A 14949-nucleotide genomic window follows, 5' to 3' on the forward strand; every position below is an offset into this window, starting at 1 on the left:
AGCCCCCATGAGCCACCTTCTCGATCTCATCCTCGAACCCACCGCCGACGAGCAGCAGACGCTGCAGGTCCAGCGCCTGGCCATCCGCCTGGCCGGTCGCGACCTCTGGCTGGAAGCCGATGGCAGCGGCGGTCTCAACATCTTCGCCGACTCCCAGGATGATGAGGAGCAGACCCCGGTCCTGGTGCTGCGTCCCCAGGCCCTCAATGCCCTGGGCCTGTCCATCGCCCTGGAGACCTTCGCCGACGAAGGCGATGAGAATCATGTGCATGACGCCGATTGCGGTTGCGGCCACGATCATTGAGTATCTAGCCCGACGACACGTCGCTCAGCGGAGTAGAGCATGGCTGCATCTGAACGTTATCGGTTGGCGCTTGGCCGCCTGCTGGACCTGACCCTGGCCGGCCGCGAGCCGACCGAGAAGATTCAACTGACTGCCGACGGCACCCGTCTCCACTGGCTGACCGAAGGCGTGCTGGAAGTCACCCCGCCGGTGGCGCGCGACAACCGCATGGACCTGCTGCTCTCCGCGGGTATCCATGGCAACGAGACGGCGCCCATGGAGCTGCTCGACGCGTTGCTCAGCGGCATCGCCAGCGGCGCCCTGCGCCCCGCCTGCCGTCTGCTGTTCATGTACGGCAATCCCGACGCCATGCGCCGGGGCACCCGCTATGTCGAGCAGGATCTGAATCGCCTCTTCAATGGCCGCCATGCCCAGGCCGAAGGCTCCGAGGCGCAACGCGCCAACGACCTGGAACGCCTGTCCGCGCAGTTCTTCAGCAAGCCCGATCGGGCGCGCCTGCACTACGACCTGCACACCGCGCTGCGCGCCTCGGCGCTGCCGCGCTTCGCCCTCTATCCCTGGAGCGCCGGGCGCGAGCATTCGGAAGCCGAGCTGCAGCGCCTCGAAGCCGCCGGCATCGAGGCCGTGCTGCTCTACGACAAGCCGGGCATCACCTTCAGCGCCTATACCTACGCCGAATGCCAGGCCGAGGCCCTGACCCTGGAGCTGGGCCAGGCACGGCCCTTCGGCGAGAACAGCGAACTCGACCTGAGTCGCCTGCGCCTGCTGCTGGAAGCCCTGGTCGAGGGCCGCGAAGCCGAGCTGCCGCCACCGGATTCCTCGTTGCTGAGATTCCGTGTGGCGCGCCAGGTGTACAAGTCCAGTCCGCGCTTCCAGTTGCACCTGGCCGACGACGTGGCCAACTTCTCGCCGCTGCGCCAGGGTTCGCTGCTGGCCGAAGACGGCAGCGAGCGCTGGATCGTCGACGAGGCCGAGGCGCGCATCATCTTCCCCAATCCCAAGGTCGCCGTCGGCCTGCGGGCCGGACTCATCGTGGTCCCGGCATAAGGAGCTAACGCTTGATCGATCTGCGCAGCGACACCGTCACCCAGCCCACGCCGGCCATGCGCCAGGCCATGCTGGCCGCCGAGCTCGGCGATGACGTCTACGGCGAAGACCCCACGGTCACCCGCCTGGAGCAACGTCTGGCAGGCGATCTCGGTCTGGAAGCCGGACTCTTCGTGCCCAGCGGCACCATGAGCAACCTGCTCGGCCTGCTGGCGCACTGCGAGCGGGGCGACGAATACCTGGTCGGCCAGCAGGCCCACACCTACAAGTACGAGGGCGGCGGCGCCGCGGTGCTCGGCTCCATCCAGCCGCAGCCCATCGAGATGGCCGCCGACGGCAGTCTCGACCTCGACCTGGTGCGCAGCTACATCAAGGCCGAAGACTTCCATTTCGCCCGCACCCGGCTGCTGGCGCTGGAAAACACCATGCACGGCAAGGTCCTGCCGCTGGCCTATCTAGCGGCGGCGCGGGCCTTCACCCGGGAGCACGGCCTGGCCCTGCACCTGGATGGCGCGCGGCTGTACAACGCCGCGGTCAAGCTCGGCGTACCGGTGCGCGAGATCAGCCAGCATTTCGACTCGGTGTCGGTCTGCCTGTCCAAGGGCCTCGGCGCACCGGTGGGTTCGGTGCTCTGCGGTGATGCCGCGCTCATCGCCAAGGCGCGGCGCTGGCGCAAGGTGGTGGGCGGTGGCATGCGCCAGGCCGGCATCCTCGCGGCCGCCGGTCTGCATGTCCTCGATCACCAGGTCGAGCGGCTGGCCGAGGATCACGCCCACGCGGCGCAACTCGGCACCGCCCTGGCCGAGCTCGGCTATCAGGTGGAGCCGGTGCAGACCAACATGGTCTATCTCGCCCTGGGCGACGAGGCGCCCGCCCTGCATGCCTTCCTGGCCGAGCGTGGCATCCGCATCAGTCCGGCAGCACGCCTGCGGCTGGTCACCCATCTGGACGTCAGCGCCGCCGATATCGAGGCGGTCATCGCCGCTTTCTCCGCCTACCGCCGCCGCTAAGTCTTCCGACGACGTTTTTCCTGCGCAACCGGGGCGACACCGGGGCGCGGGCGTCGATATACTCCCAGACATGCGTGTCCGTTTTCCGCACGTGCCGCGTCTGCGGCGCCCGCTCCGTTCGTCTCGTCTGCGATCCAGTCGGATGCCCGTCACGCGCGTCGAAAAGCCCATTGTCTGGAATGAATATGAAAAGCGCCGAAATCCGTGAAGCCTTCCTCCGCTTCTTCGAAGAGAAGGGGCACACCCGGGTCGCCTCCAGTTCGCTGATCCCCGCGAACGATCCGACCCTGCTGTTCACCAACGCCGGGATGAACCAGTTCAAGGACTGCTTCCTCGGCATGGAAAAGCGCAGCTACACCCGCGCCGCCACCAGCCAGAAGTGCGTGCGCGCGGGCGGCAAGCACAACGACCTGGAGAACGTCGGCTACACGGCGCGTCACCACACCTTCTTCGAGATGCTGGGCAACTTCAGCTTCGGCGACTACTTCAAGCGCGACGCCATCACCTTCGCCTGGGAATTCCTCACCTCGCCCCAGTGGCTGGGTCTGCCCCGGGAAAAGCTCTGGGTCACCGTCTATGCCACCGATGACGAGGCCTACGACATCTGGACCAAGGAAGTCGGAGTGCCCGAGGCGCAGATGGTGCGCATCGGCGACAACAAGGGCGCGCCCTATGCCTCGGACAACTTCTGGACCATGGGCGACACCGGTCCCTGCGGTCCCTGCACCGAGATCTTCTTCGACCACGGTGCCGAGATCTGGGGCGGCCCGCCCGGCTCGCCGGAAGAAGACGGCGATCGCTACATCGAAATCTGGAACAACGTCTTCATGCAGTTCAACCGCACCGCCGATGGCGTCCTGCATCCGCTGCCGGCGCCCAGCGTCGACACCGGCATGGGCCTGGAGCGGGTCAGCGCGGTGCTGCAGCACGTGCATTCGAACTACGAGATCGACCTGTTCCAGCAACTGCTGGCGGCCTCGGCCGAGGCCATCGGCTGCGCCAATGACGACGCCCCGTCGCTCAAGGTGGTGGCCGACCACATCCGCTCCTGCAGCTTCCTGATCGCCGACGGCGTGCTGCCGTCCAATGAAGGCCGCGGCTACGTGCTGCGGCGCATCATTCGCCGCGCCTGCCGTCATGGCAACAAGCTGGGCGCCAAGGGCACCTTCTTCCACAGGATCGTCGCCGCCCTGGTGGCCGAGATGGGCCAGGCCTATCCCGAGCTGGTCCAGCAGCAGGCGCACATCGAGCGCGTGCTGCGCACCGAGGAAGAGCAGTTCGCCAAGACCCTGGAGCAGGGTCTGAAGATCCTCGAGCAGGATCTGGCACAACTGCAGGGCGACACCATCCCCGGTGACGTGGTGTTCAAGCTCTATGACACCTACGGCTTCCCGGTCGACCTGACCAACGACATCGCCCGCGAGCGCAACCTCAACCTCGACGAGGCCGGTTTCGAGCGCGAGATGGAAGCCCAGCGCGAGCGCGCCCGTTCCGCCAGTGCCTTTGGCGTGGATTACAACAGCCTGGTCAAGGTCGAGGGCGAAACCCGCTTCCTCGGCTACGACACCACCAGCGCCTCGGGCACCATCGTCGCCCTGTACCGTGCCGGTCAGCCGGTGGACAGCCTGGCCGAAGGCGAGGAGGGCGTGGTCATCCTCGACCAGACGCCGTTCTACGGTGAATCCGGTGGCCAGGTCGGTGATACCGGTACCCTGGAAAGCGCCGGCGTCAGCTTTGCCGTGCGCGACACCACCAAGACCCAGGGTGCCTTCCTGCACCATGGCGTGGTGACCAGGGGCAGCCTCAACGTCGGCACCGCGCTCATGGCCCAGGTCGACGCCAGCCGTCGCCAGGGCATCGCCCTGAACCACTCCGGTACCCACCTGCTGCACGCTGCGCTGCGCCAGGTGCTGGGCGATCACGTCCACCAGAAGGGCTCCCTGGTCAACGACCAGCGCCTGAGATTCGACTTCAGCCACTTCGAGGCCATCAAGCCCGAGGAGCTCAAGCGCATCGAGACCATCGTCAACGAAGAGATCCGCAAGAACAGCGCGGTGACCACCGAGGTCATGTCCATCGACGAAGCCAAGGCCCGCGGCGCCATGGCGCTGTTCGGCGAGAAGTACGGCGACGTGGTGCGCGTGGTCGGCATGGGTGGTGAATTCTCCGTCGAGCTGTGCGGCGGCACCCATGTGGCCCAGACCGGCGACATCGGCCTGCTCAAGCTGGTCAGCGAAGGCGGCGTGGCCTCCGGCGTGCGCCGCGTGGAAGCCATCACCGGCACCGCGGCCCTGGCCTACCTCAACGGCGCCGAGGAGCAGCTGCGCGAAGCTGCCAGCCTGCTCAAGGGCAGTCGCGACAACGTGCTGGACAAGCTGGCCGCGCTGGTCGAGCGCAATCGTCAGCTGGAAAAGGAAATCGAGCAGCTCAAGGCCAAGGCCGCCAGTGCCTCGGCCGGTGACCTGCTGGACCAGGCGCAGGACGTCAAGGGCGCCAAGGTGCTCACCGCGCGCCTCGACGGTCTCGACGGCAAGGCGCTGCTGGCGCTGGTCGACCAGCTCAAGAACAAGCTCGGCAGCGGCATGATCCTGCTGGGTGGCGAAGCCGACGGCAAGGTGGTGCTGGTGGCCGGCGTCACCGCCGACCTGACCGCCAGGCTCAAGGCCGGCGAGCTGATGAAGCGCGCCGCGGCCGTGGTCGGTGGCAAGGGCGGCGGTCGTCCGGACATGGCCCAGGGCGGCGGCACCGATGCCAGCCAGCTCGAAGCGGCCCTGGCCTGTGCCGGCCAGTACGCCGAGGAAAGCCTATAGGAGCCATGATCTCGCGAGCTGGAGCCAAACAAGGCGGAAGTGCTTGAGGAAGCGGATCGGACTCGCGTTCGAGTTTACGAATGGTAAATGAGCATTCCGAAAGCAATTCCAACGTCGTTTGGCCGACGCGCAGCAGATTATGAACGGGCTCGGGTCGCCGGGGAGGGCGGTCCGCTTCCTCCCTCAACAACTTGAATCAGATTTTTCTGCGGACGGGCAGCAAGCAATGGCATTGATCGTACAGAAATTCGGCGGTACCTCGGTGGGTACGGTGGAGCGTATCGAGCAGGTCGCCGACAAGGTGAAACGCTTCCATGAGGCGGGCGACCAGATCGTAGTGGTGGTGTCGGCCATGAGCGGCGAGACCAATCGCCTGATCGGCCTCGCCAAGCAAATCATGGAGCAACCCGATCCGCGCGAGCTGGATGTCATGGTTTCCACCGGCGAGCAGGTCACCATCGGCCTGCTGACCATGGCGCTGCTCAAGCGCGGCGTCCAGGCGGTTTCCTACACGGGCAGCCAGGTGCGCATCCTCACCGACAGCGCGCACACCAAGGCACGCATCCAGCAGATCGACGACGCCCGCATCCGCGCCGACCTCAAGGCGCGCAAGGTCGTGGTCGTGGCCGGCTTCCAGGGCGTCGACGAGCAGGGCAACATCACCACCCTGGGCCGTGGTGGCTCCGACACCACCGGCGTGGCCCTGGCGGCCGCGCTGAAGGCCGACGAGTGCCAGATCTACACCGACGTCGACGGCGTCTACACCACCGATCCGCGCGTGGTGCCCCAGGCCCAGCGCCTGGACAAGATCACCTTCGAGGAAATGCTGGAAATGGCCAGCCTCGGCTCCAAGGTGCTGCAGATCCGCTCGGTGGAATTCGCCGGCAAGTACAACGTGCCGCTGCGCGTGCTGCACAGCTTTCAGGAGGGTCCGGGCACCCTCATTACCCTTGATGAAGAGGAATCCATGGAACAGCCGATCATCTCCGGCATCGCCTTCAACCGTGACGAAGCCAAGCTGACCATTCGCGGTGTGCCGGATACCCCCGGCGTGGCCTTCAAGATCCTCGGCCCGATCAGCGCGGCCAACATCGAAGTCGACATGATCGTGCAGAACGTCGCGCACGATAACACCACTGACTTCACCTTCACCGTGCACCGCAACGACTACCAGGCGGCCCTGGAGATCCTCAAGCGCACCGGCGTCGAGATCGGTGCCCGGGAGTCCGTCGGCGACACCAAGATCGCCAAGGTCTCCATCGTCGGCGTGGGCATGAGATCCCATGCCGGTGTGGCCAGCCAGATGTTCGAAGCCCTCGCCAAGGAGAGCATCAACATCCAGATGATCTCCACCTCCGAGATCAAGGTGTCGGTGGTCATCGAGGAGAAATACCTCGAACTGGCCGTCCGTGCCCTGCATACCGCTTTCGAGCTCGACGCCCCCGCACGCGGCGCCGAGTGACCGGTCAGATGAGGTCCCTGCCACAGGGACCTCATCTGACGCGGGTTCTACGGAACTTTACTTGCATGGACAGAGGTCAATAGCGACTAGAAGGTCCATTCAGGGATCGTTTCGGTTCATACGTGCAGACTGAGTTAAAAGCTTAAGGAGAATGGAATGCTTATTTTGACTCGTCGGGTTGGTGAGACCCTGATGGTGGGTGATGAAGTCACCGTGACGGTACTGGGAGTCAAGGGCAACCAGGTCCGCATCGGCGTCAATGCACCCAAGGAAGTCGCGGTTCATCGCGAGGAAATCTATCAGCGCATCCAGAAGGAAAAGGACCAAGAACCAAACCACTGATTTTTTTTGAATTTTTCTCTTTGCAAACGGGCAAACCTTCGATATAGTTTCGCCCCGTTGCGGTGAGGTGGCCGAGTGGCCGAAGGCGCTCCCCTGCTAAGGGAGTACACCTCAAAAGGGTGTCGAGGGTTCGAATCCCTCCCTCACCGCCATTTGCTTCAAACTGGCTCCGCTGTACTGACCGATTGGTAAGTACCTGATAAACAAGCAAATTTGCTTGACACGTCAGAAGCGGAAGCTAGAATACGCAGCTTCAACGCACTCGTAGCTCAGCTGGATAGAGTACTCGGCTACGAACCGAGCGGTCGGAGGTTCGAATCCTCCCGAGTGCGCCAAATCGACGAAGCCTCTGGCTTCAGCAGTACCAGCGGTGTTCTGGTTAAACTCACCGAAACGCACTCGTAGCTCAGCTGGATAGAGTACTCGGCTACGAACCGAGCGGTCGGAGGTTCGAATCCTCCCGAGTGCGCCAAACATGAAGAAGGGCCTGCAGCGATGCAGGCCCTTTTTTATTGTCCGTGGATTCGTGCCAGTATCCGCGACCGATGACCTGACCGGTTTCGTATCCGGTCCGGCTTCCCGTCTTTCGACCTTGCCCCGCGAGAGGGTCTCTTCATGCAGTGGGACAGACCGACTCCCCATCTCCTGCCGCTGCGCATCGGCGCCGAGCACATCGACGGCCTGGGCCATGCCAACAACGCCGTCTACGTCAGCTGGCTCGAACAGTGCGCCTGGCAGCACTCGGCGGCCCTGGGTCTGGATCTGGCCACCTTCCAGCGCCTGGATCGCGCCATGGCCGTGGTGCGCCACGAGATCGACTACCTCAGCAGTGGCTACCAGGATGATGAGCTGGTGCTGGGCACCTGGCTGGTGGACTGGGATCGACGCCTGCGCATGACCCGGCAATTCCAGCTGCAGCGCCCCGCCGATGGCGTGACCCTGCTGCGCGCCCGGACGACCTTCGTCTGCATCGAGCTGTCCTCCGGCAAACCCAGGCGCATGCCACCCGAATTCCTGGTTGGCTATGGCCAGGCGCTCCCCGGCGAGGACCTCTGAGCATGGAGATCGCCCTGGCGCCCATGGAGGGTCTCGTCGACGACATCCTGCGCGAACTGCTGACCGAGGTGGGTGGACTCGACTGGTGCGTGAGCGAATTCATCCGCGTCTGCGATCGGCTGCTGCCGGCGGCGGCCTTCGCCAAGCTGGCACCGGAGCTGGAGGAGGGCGCGCGCACGCCATCCGGTACGCCGATGCGGGTGCAACTGCTGGGCTCGGATCCTGCCTGCCTGGCGGACAACGCGGCCTTTGCCTGCACCCTGGGCGCGCCGGTGATCGATCTCAACTTCGGCTGCCCGGCCAAGACCGTCAACAAGTCCCGCGGCGGAGCGGTGCTGCTCAAGGAGCCGGAGCTGCTCAACCGCATTGTCGAGAGCGTGCGCCAGGCCGTTCCGGCGCACATTCCGGTCACCGCCAAGATGCGCCTGGGCTATGACAGCCCGAACGGTGCCCTGGCCTGCGCCGAGGCGCTGGCGGAGGGTGGCGCGGCGCAACTGGTGGTCCATGCGCGGACCAAGGTCGAGGGTTATCGTCCGCCGGCGCACTGGGAGTGGGTGGCGCGAGTGGCTGACCGGGTGTCCGTGCCGGTGTTGGCCAATGGCGAGATCTGGACCCTGGACGACTACTGGCGCTGTCGCAGCGTCAGCGGCCAGGCCTCGGTGATGCTGGGACGCGGTCTGGTCTCGCGACCGGACCTGGCGCTGCAGATCGCCGCTGCCGTACGCGGAGAAGAGGCCGTCCCGCAGAGCTGGGCCGAGATCCTGCCGCGGGTGCAGCGCTTCTGGAGCATGGCGCAACGCAAGCTGGCACCGCGCTATGCCCCGGGACGCCTCAAGCAGTGGCTTGGCATGCTGACGCGCAGCTATCCCGAGGCTGCGGCCCTGTTCGCCCAGGTGCGGCGCGAATCCGATTGCGCCCTGATCGACCGCCTGCTCGGCATGACCGGACAAAACCCGGTAAACCTTGATCTCGATCAAGAACGGCGCCTGCAACTCGGCTAGTCTGCAGGGAGTGGTGACGACGGAGCGTCGTCGCTCGAGCACGCAAGGCACTTCAGGCGACCCCGGGTCGCCTTTTTTTCGTCCGGCATAACCGCTGGAACTTCGCCTGGACCGCGCGGCCTATGCTGCATCCCCCCGCAATCCAAGAGTCGACGTGCGTCTACCCTGGACGGTCTTTCTCGCTCCCACGCCGACGGCGCTCCTCTTTGCCGGCAAGACCTTGTTCGCCGCCGGACTGGCGCTCTGGCTGGCCTTTCGCTTCAGTCTCGAACAACCGGTCTGGGCCTGCATGACGGTGATGATCGTCTCCCAGCCGCTGTCCGGCATGGTGCTGGCCAAGGGATTGTTCCGCCTGCTCGGTACCCTCGTCGGCACCTGCATGGCGGTGGTGCTGATGGGCTTCTTCGCCCAGACGCCCTGGCTGTTCCTGCTCGCGCTGGCCGGCTGGATGGCGCTGTGCACGGCGGCCTCGACGCTGCTGCGCAATCACGTCGCCTATGGCTTCGTGCTGGCCGGCTATACGGTCGCCATCATCGGCCTGCCCGCCATCGCCCATCCGCTGACGGTGTTCGACCAGGCGGTGGCCCGCTGTACCGAGATCTGCCTGGGTATCGTCGTGGCCTCGGCGGTGAGTGCGCTGTTCTGGCCGCAACGGGTGGAGCAGAATCTGGCCGTCCAGGCACGCCGCACCTGGGAGCAGGGCGTGGCTGCCGCCCGGGCGGAGCTGGCCGAGGCCCAGGATGCCACCCGGGGACTGCTGGCCATGCTCGGTCAGGTGGTGGCGGTGGATGCCCAGCGCGATCACGCCTGGTTCGAAGGCCAGCGCGGCCGGCAGCGCGCCAGGGCGTTGCGGCTGCTGTCGCGGGACCTGCTCAGCCTGTTGCGGACCGCTCGCGGTGCCATGCGCCAGTGGCGTGGTCTGGACGAGCCGCGGAGGGCCGTCCTGCAGCCCTGGCGCGACGAACTGCTCACGACCCTGGCCGACCCCCAGGCTCCGGCCCTGGAAGCCCTCCTGCAGCGTCTGCGAGAGGCTGCCGGCACCTCGCCGCAACTGGACAACGATCAGCGCTACCTGCTGGCCCGTTTCGCCATCCTGCTGGACAAGATCCTGCTGGCCGGTCGCGCCCTGGACAGCGTCCATACGGCCCAGCTCAGCGCCGTAGCGCCCTCGGCGCTGGCGCGCCATCGCGATGTCCAGACGGCGCTGCTCTATGGCCTGCGCAGCGCCTGTGCGTTGCTGGCCGTGGGGGTGTTCTGGCTGGCCAGTGCCTGGCCGTCAGCGCCAGGCGCCATGCTGATGGCCGGCGTCATCTGCAGCCTGTTCGCCAATCGCGACAACGCCGCCGCCATCGGCCTCGGTTTCCTGCGGGGCATTCTCTATGCGGCGCCGGTCGCCATCCTGATCAGCCAGGTGCTGCTGCCGCAGATCAGCGGCTATCCGCTGCTGTGCCTGGTGCTGGGGGTGCCGCTGTTCTTGGCCGCCCTGGGGATGGCCGGGCCTCCCAGCGTGGTGGGGACAGCGACGGCCTTCGCCATCCATCTGCTGGTGCTGGTCTCGCCCAACAACCACGGCCAGGTGGAGATGGGCGCCTTGCTCAACCAGCTGCAGAGTCTGCTGATCGGCGTCGGTTCGGCCGTGCTCATGTTCCGCCTGATCAGTCTGCGCACGCCGCGGCGCACCAGTCGCCGCATCTTGGAAGCCACCACCTACGACCTGCAGCGGCTGACCACGGTCCCCCTGGCCAATGCCGAGACCTGGTTCGGCGGGCGGATGGCGGATCGCCTGCTGCTGCTGGCGCGGCATATCGAGCAGTTGTCGGCCAGCGAACGCGGCCGTTGGGAGCGGGGCCTGCTGGCGCTTGATCTGGGCAATGAACTGCTGCACCTGCGCGCCTGCCTGGCAGGTGCCCAGGGCGAAGTGGCACGGGCGCGGCATGCCTTTCTCGGGCGCTTCGCCGAGCAACTGGCGCTCGGCTTCGATGACCTGCGGCCGGACGCGCTGGATACGGCGGCGGAGCGTCTGCGCCGGGCGCTGGGCCAGGCCCCTGACGATGAACCGCATCGCCTGGCGCGCGGCGCCATCGGCCAGCTCCAGCAGACCTGGCGTGGCTGTTGTCTGAAAGCGGTAGCGGAGGAGGGCGCGGATGAATCTGCATGAATGGGCCATCGGCGGGGTCTATCTGGGGCCGCTGTTCATCTATGGCGTTCTGGCGCTGCTGCTGACGGCGCTGTCGCTGTGGCTGCTGCAGCGCAGCGGCCTCGGCCGCCATCTGTGGCACAGCGCCCTGTTCGGCTGTGCGCTGTTCGTGCTCTGGCTGGCCGGCCTCGTCGCTGTCCTGGCCACCTGAGCCCCTGACAAGAGGATCCCCAAGGCGATGCACAAGACCCTGCGTGTGGCGATAACCCTGAGCGTGGTACTGCTCGCCATCCTGGCCGGTACCTGGCTGTGGCATTTCTATCTCTACACCCCCTGGACCCGCGATGCGCGGGTACGGGCGGACGTGGTGGTGGTGGCGCCCGACGTGTCGGGCTGGGTGACCCGCCTGGCAGTGGTGGACAACCAGCTGGTAAAGCGCGGCGATCTGCTCCTGCAGATCGACCAGCAGCGCTATCAAGCCAATCTCGACCATGCCAAGGCGGTGGCCGATACGCGCCAGCAGCAACTGCGTCTGCGCGAAAGCGAGGCGGCCCGGCGCCAACGCCTGGGTACCAGTGCCATCAGCGCGGAGGACCGCGAGACCGCACAGGTCAATGTCGCCGTCGCCCGCAGCCAGTACCAGGAAGCCCTGAGCGACGTGAACCTGGCCCAGATCAACCTGGATCGTAGCCGGGTGCTGGCGCCGCGGGAGGGGCGGATCACCAACCTCAGATTCGCCGAGGGCAACTATGTGCAGACCGGCCAGGCGGTGATGGCGCTGGTGGATACCCGTTCCTTCTACGTCATGGCCTATTTCGAGGAAACCAAGATCCCCCATATCCATCCTGGCGCCGCGGTACGGGTGCGCCTGATGAATCAGGCAGCGCCGCTGCAGGGACGGGTGGCGAGCATCAGCAGCGGCATCACCGATCGCAATGCGGCCAACGACGCCCAGTTGCTGGCCACTGTCGAGCCGACCTTCAACTGGGTACGCCTGGCACAGCGCATTCCGGTGCGCATCGAACTGCTCGACGTACCGGCGGATATCCACCTCAGTGCGGGGATGACAGCGAGCGTTTCAGTGCTCGATGGCGAGGGTCACCACCCGCTGCAGGGCTGGCGTCGGCTCTGGGATTACTGAAAGCCTTGAATTTGGCTGAAAAGTCGCCGAGCGAAGGCCAGGCAAGGCGGAAATTCGCGAGGAAGCGGACCGGGCTCGCGCTCGAGTTTACGAGCGGTAAATGAGCATTCCGGGCGAATTTCCAACGCAGCATGGCCGAGCGCAGGTACTTTTCAGTACGACTAAAGTCGTCTGGAAGCCTTACCGGGCGGGCCTAGAGTAGAGCTCGACGCTCCCGTCATGCTGTAAGGAACAACAATAATGAATGACAGCACCTACCGGCGGATTGAAGCCAGTCCGCGTTTCCAGGAACTGGTGGCGAAACGCGGGCGATTCGCCTGGACGCTTTCGGCCATCATGCTCGGACTCTATTCCGCCTTCATCCTCCTGATCGCCTTCGCCCCCAAGGTCCTCGGCACCCGTATCCATGCGGAGACCGCCATGACCTGGGGCATTCCCCTGGGCGTCGGTCTGATCCTTTCGGCGTTCGTCCTGACCGGTATCTATGTACGCCGGGCCAATGGCGAATTCGATCGGCTCAACGCGGAAATCCTCCGGGAGGTGCAGCCATGAGACGTCTTTCCCTGACCGCCGCGCTGCTGGCCCTATCGCCTTCGCTCTGGGCCGCCGATGCCATCAGCGGCGCGGTCCAGCGCCAACCCCTGAACGTCTCCGCCATCCTGATGTTCGTGGCCTTCGTCGGGGCCACGCTGGGCATCACCTACTGGGCCTCGAAACGCAATCGCTCCGCAGCGGACTACTACGCCGCCGGCGGACGCATCACCGGTTTCCAGAACGGCCTGGCGATCGCCGGTGACTACATGTCGGCCGCCTCCTTCCTGGGCATTTCCGCCCTGGTGTTCACCTCCGGCTACGACGGCCTGATCTACTCCATCGGCTTCCTGGTGGGCTGGCCGATCATCCTGTTCCTGATCGCCGAGCGCCTGCGCAACCTGGGCAAGTACACCTTCGCCGACGTGGCCTCCTATCGCCTCAAGCAGAAGGACATCCGTACCCTGTCCGCCTGCGGGTCGCTGGTGGTGGTCGCCCTCTACCTGATCGCCCAGATGGTCGGTGCCGGCAAGCTGATCCAGCTGCTGTTCGGCCTGGACTACAGCATCGCCGTGGTGCTGGTGGGTATCCTCATGGTGCTCTATGTGCTCTTCGGCGGCATGCTGGCCACCACCTGGGTACAGATCATCAAGGCGGTGCTGCTGCTGTCCGGTGCCAGTTTCATGGCCTTCATGGTGATGAAGCACGTCGGCTTCGACTTCAACCGCCTGTTCGCCGAAGCCATCGCCGTGCATCCGAAGGGCGAGGCCATCATGAGTCCCGGCGGTCTGGTGAAGGATCCGATCTCGGCCTTCTCCCTGGGTCTGGCGCTGATGTTCGGCACCGCCGGCCTGCCGCACATCCTGATGCGCTTCTTCACCGTCAGTGACGCCAAGGAAGCCCGCAAGAGCGTGTTCTACGCCACCGGCTTCATCGGCTATTTCTACATCCTGACCTTCATCATCGGCTTTGGCGCCATCCTGCTGGTCAGCACCAACCCGGCCTTCAAGGACGCCGCCGGCGCCCTGCTGGGTGGCAACAACATGGCCGCGGTGCACCTGGCCAACGCCGTGGGTGGCAGCATCTTCCTGGGCTTCATCTCGGCGGTGGCCTTTGCCACCATCCTGGCGGTGGTCGCCGGTCTGACCCTGGCCGGTGCTTCGGCGGTCTCCCATGACCTCTACGCCAGTGTGATCAAGCAGGGCAAGGCCAACGAGAAGGACGAGATCCGCGTCTCCAAGATGACCACCGTGGCGCTGGGCGTCGTCGCCATCGCCCTGGGCATCCTCTTCGAGAAGCAGAACATCGCCTTCATGGTGGGCCTGGCGTTCTCCATCGCCGCCAGCTGCAACTTCCCCATCCTGCTGCTTTCGATGTACTGGAAGCGGCTGACCACTCGTGGCGCCATGATCGGTGGCTGGCTCGGCCTGATCACCGCAGTGGCCCTGATGGTGCTCGGCCCGACCATCTGGGTGACCATCCTCGGTCATGCCAAGCCGATCTACCCCTATGAATACCCGGCGCTGTTCTCCATCGCCGTGGCCTTCATCGGTATCTGGTTCTTCTCCATCACCGACAAGTCGGCGGCTGGCGAAGAAGAGCGCGCGCGCTTCTATCCGCAGTTCGTCAGATCCCAGACCGGTCTGGGTGCCAGCGGCGCCGTCTCGCACTGATAGATATCTGCGACAAGACCAAGCCCGGATCCCTGATCCGGGCTTTCTTTTGGGCGTGAAAACGCCGACTTGGCATGGGTAGCCAGGGTTAGCTGACGACGTCGGGATTTTCCGTCGCTGGCGCGGGTCCATGGAATAGGCCCGTTGCACCGTATCAAGCTGTTACGGCGACGGTCGACCCCTGGCCTTCATGGAGAATGGCAGATGACTCTCTCGACCATCCTGGTTCTGGTGCTGCTGGTCCTGCTCATCGGCGGACTTCCGGTATTCCCGCATTCGCGCAGCTGGGGCTATGGCCCGTCCGGTATCGTGGGCGCCATCCTGGTCGTCCTGCTGGTACTGCTCTTGCTCGGCATGATCTAGCCTGTCAAAGGCCTGAAAATGCCCCACAAGGGTGCGTGGGACAAAGTTCTTGCCCAATGCGGTGCAGCGCGG

14 protein-coding genes and 3 tRNA genes are annotated in these 14949 nt (G+C 65.4%); all 17 read left to right on the forward strand.

Going from position 1 to position 14949, the window contains the following annotated elements; genetic code table 11:
- Positions 1-7: 7 nt before the first annotated feature.
- The 17 genes from AABM56_RS07965 (at position 8) to AABM56_RS08045 (ending at position 14877) form a co-directional block, all read left to right on the forward strand.
- A complete protein-coding gene (locus AABM56_RS07965) occupies positions 8-304 on the forward strand; it encodes a GTPase (RefSeq protein ID WP_133859552.1) in 297 nt (98 codons plus the stop codon).
- A 39-nt stretch (positions 305-343) separates the two neighbouring features.
- Positions 344-1351, forward strand: a complete 1008-nt coding sequence (gene astE, locus AABM56_RS07970; RefSeq protein ID WP_133859551.1) for a succinylglutamate desuccinylase — start codon at positions 344-346, stop codon at positions 1349-1351.
- 11 nt (positions 1352-1362) lie between these two features.
- Positions 1363-2361, forward strand: coding sequence for a low-specificity L-threonine aldolase (gene ltaE / locus AABM56_RS07975; protein ID WP_133859550.1), 999 nt, complete (start codon positions 1363-1365; stop codon positions 2359-2361).
- Positions 2362-2546: 185 nt separating this feature from the next.
- Positions 2547-5171, forward strand: a complete 2625-nt coding sequence (gene alaS / locus AABM56_RS07980) for an alanine--tRNA ligase (RefSeq protein WP_347883999.1) — start codon at positions 2547-2549, stop codon at positions 5169-5171.
- 226 nt (positions 5172-5397) lie between these two features.
- Positions 5398-6633 (forward strand): aspartate kinase, encoded by a 1236-nt coding sequence (locus tag AABM56_RS07985; protein ID WP_133859548.1) that lies wholly within the window; start codon positions 5398-5400, stop codon positions 6631-6633.
- Positions 6634-6789: 156 nt separating this feature from the next.
- Positions 6790-6975, forward strand: a complete 186-nt coding sequence (csrA, locus tag AABM56_RS07990; RefSeq protein WP_007159101.1) for a carbon storage regulator CsrA — start codon at positions 6790-6792, stop codon at positions 6973-6975.
- Between the two features lie 61 nt (positions 6976-7036).
- Positions 7037-7127, forward strand: a tRNA-Ser gene (locus tag AABM56_RS07995).
- A gap of 106 nt (positions 7128-7233) precedes the next feature.
- Positions 7234-7310 (forward strand) — tRNA-Arg (locus AABM56_RS08000).
- Positions 7311-7370: 60 nt separating this feature from the next.
- A tRNA-Arg gene (locus AABM56_RS08005) sits at positions 7371-7447 on the forward strand.
- A gap of 143 nt (positions 7448-7590) precedes the next feature.
- Complete coding sequence (locus AABM56_RS08010) at positions 7591-8031, forward strand: thioesterase family protein (RefSeq protein WP_158893939.1); 441 nt, start codon at positions 7591-7593, stop codon at positions 8029-8031.
- Between the two features lie 2 nt (positions 8032-8033).
- A complete protein-coding gene (locus AABM56_RS08015; protein WP_133859546.1) occupies positions 8034-9032 on the forward strand; it encodes a tRNA-dihydrouridine synthase in 999 nt (332 codons plus the stop codon).
- Positions 9033-9186: 154 nt separating this feature from the next.
- Entirely contained in the window at positions 9187-11190 is a 2004-nt protein-coding gene (locus AABM56_RS08020; protein ID WP_347884000.1) for an FUSC family protein, read from the forward strand.
- On the forward strand, positions 11177-11380 hold the full coding sequence (locus AABM56_RS08025; protein ID WP_133859544.1) for a DUF1656 domain-containing protein: 204 nt from the start codon (positions 11177-11179) through the stop codon (positions 11378-11380). Before AABM56_RS08020 ends, AABM56_RS08025 begins: the two co-directional genes overlap by 14 nt.
- Positions 11381-11407: 27 nt before the next feature.
- A complete protein-coding gene (locus tag AABM56_RS08030; RefSeq protein ID WP_133859543.1) occupies positions 11408-12310 on the forward strand; it encodes an HlyD family secretion protein in 903 nt (300 codons plus the stop codon).
- Between the two features lie 240 nt (positions 12311-12550).
- Positions 12551-12862, forward strand: coding sequence for a DUF485 domain-containing protein (locus AABM56_RS08035; RefSeq protein WP_133859542.1), 312 nt, complete (start codon positions 12551-12553; stop codon positions 12860-12862).
- The gene (locus AABM56_RS08040) at positions 12859-14514 is read left to right on the forward strand and encodes a cation acetate symporter (RefSeq protein WP_133859541.1); all 1656 of its coding nucleotides are present in this window, start codon (positions 12859-12861) and stop codon (positions 14512-14514) included. The genes AABM56_RS08035 and AABM56_RS08040 overlap by 4 nt, the downstream gene beginning before the upstream one ends.
- Positions 14515-14718: 204 nt before the next feature.
- On the forward strand, positions 14719-14877 hold the full coding sequence (locus tag AABM56_RS08045) for a DUF3309 family protein (RefSeq protein ID WP_007159093.1): 159 nt from the start codon (positions 14719-14721) through the stop codon (positions 14875-14877).
- Positions 14878-14949: the final 72 nt, after the last annotated feature.

The sequence above is a fragment of the Pseudomonas aestiva genome, assembly GCF_039908605.1.
Lineage (GTDB): Bacteria > Pseudomonadota > Gammaproteobacteria > Pseudomonadales > Pseudomonadaceae > Chryseomonas > Chryseomonas aestiva.

Excerpts from the sequence above, each read along its gene's own strand:
- AABM56_RS07965 (WP_133859552.1), top strand. The coding sequence starts at position 8 with ATGAGCCACCTTCTCGATCTCATCCTCGAACCCACCGCCGACGAGCAG.
- astE (WP_133859551.1), top strand. The coding sequence starts at position 344 with ATGGCTGCATCTGAACGTTATCGGTTGGCGCTTGGCCGCCTGCTGGAC.
- alaS (WP_347883999.1), top strand. The coding sequence starts at position 2,547 with ATGAAAAGCGCCGAAATCCGTGAAGCCTTCCTCCGCTTCTTCGAAGAG.
- AABM56_RS07985 (WP_133859548.1), top strand. The coding sequence starts at position 5,398 with ATGGCATTGATCGTACAGAAATTCGGCGGTACCTCGGTGGGTACGGTG.
- csrA (WP_007159101.1), top strand. The coding sequence starts at position 6,790 with ATGCTTATTTTGACTCGTCGGGTTGGTGAGACCCTGATGGTGGGTGAT.
- AABM56_RS08010 (WP_158893939.1), top strand. The coding sequence starts at position 7,591 with ATGCAGTGGGACAGACCGACTCCCCATCTCCTGCCGCTGCGCATCGGC.
- AABM56_RS08015 (WP_133859546.1), top strand. The coding sequence starts at position 8,034 with ATGGAGATCGCCCTGGCGCCCATGGAGGGTCTCGTCGACGACATCCTG.
- AABM56_RS08025 (WP_133859544.1), top strand. The coding sequence starts at position 11,177 with ATGAATCTGCATGAATGGGCCATCGGCGGGGTCTATCTGGGGCCGCTG.
- AABM56_RS08030 (WP_133859543.1), top strand. The coding sequence starts at position 11,408 with ATGCACAAGACCCTGCGTGTGGCGATAACCCTGAGCGTGGTACTGCTC.
- AABM56_RS08035 (WP_133859542.1), top strand. The coding sequence starts at position 12,551 with ATGAATGACAGCACCTACCGGCGGATTGAAGCCAGTCCGCGTTTCCAG.
- AABM56_RS08040 (WP_133859541.1), top strand. The coding sequence starts at position 12,859 with ATGAGACGTCTTTCCCTGACCGCCGCGCTGCTGGCCCTATCGCCTTCG.
- AABM56_RS08045 (WP_007159093.1), top strand. The coding sequence starts at position 14,719 with ATGACTCTCTCGACCATCCTGGTTCTGGTGCTGCTGGTCCTGCTCATC.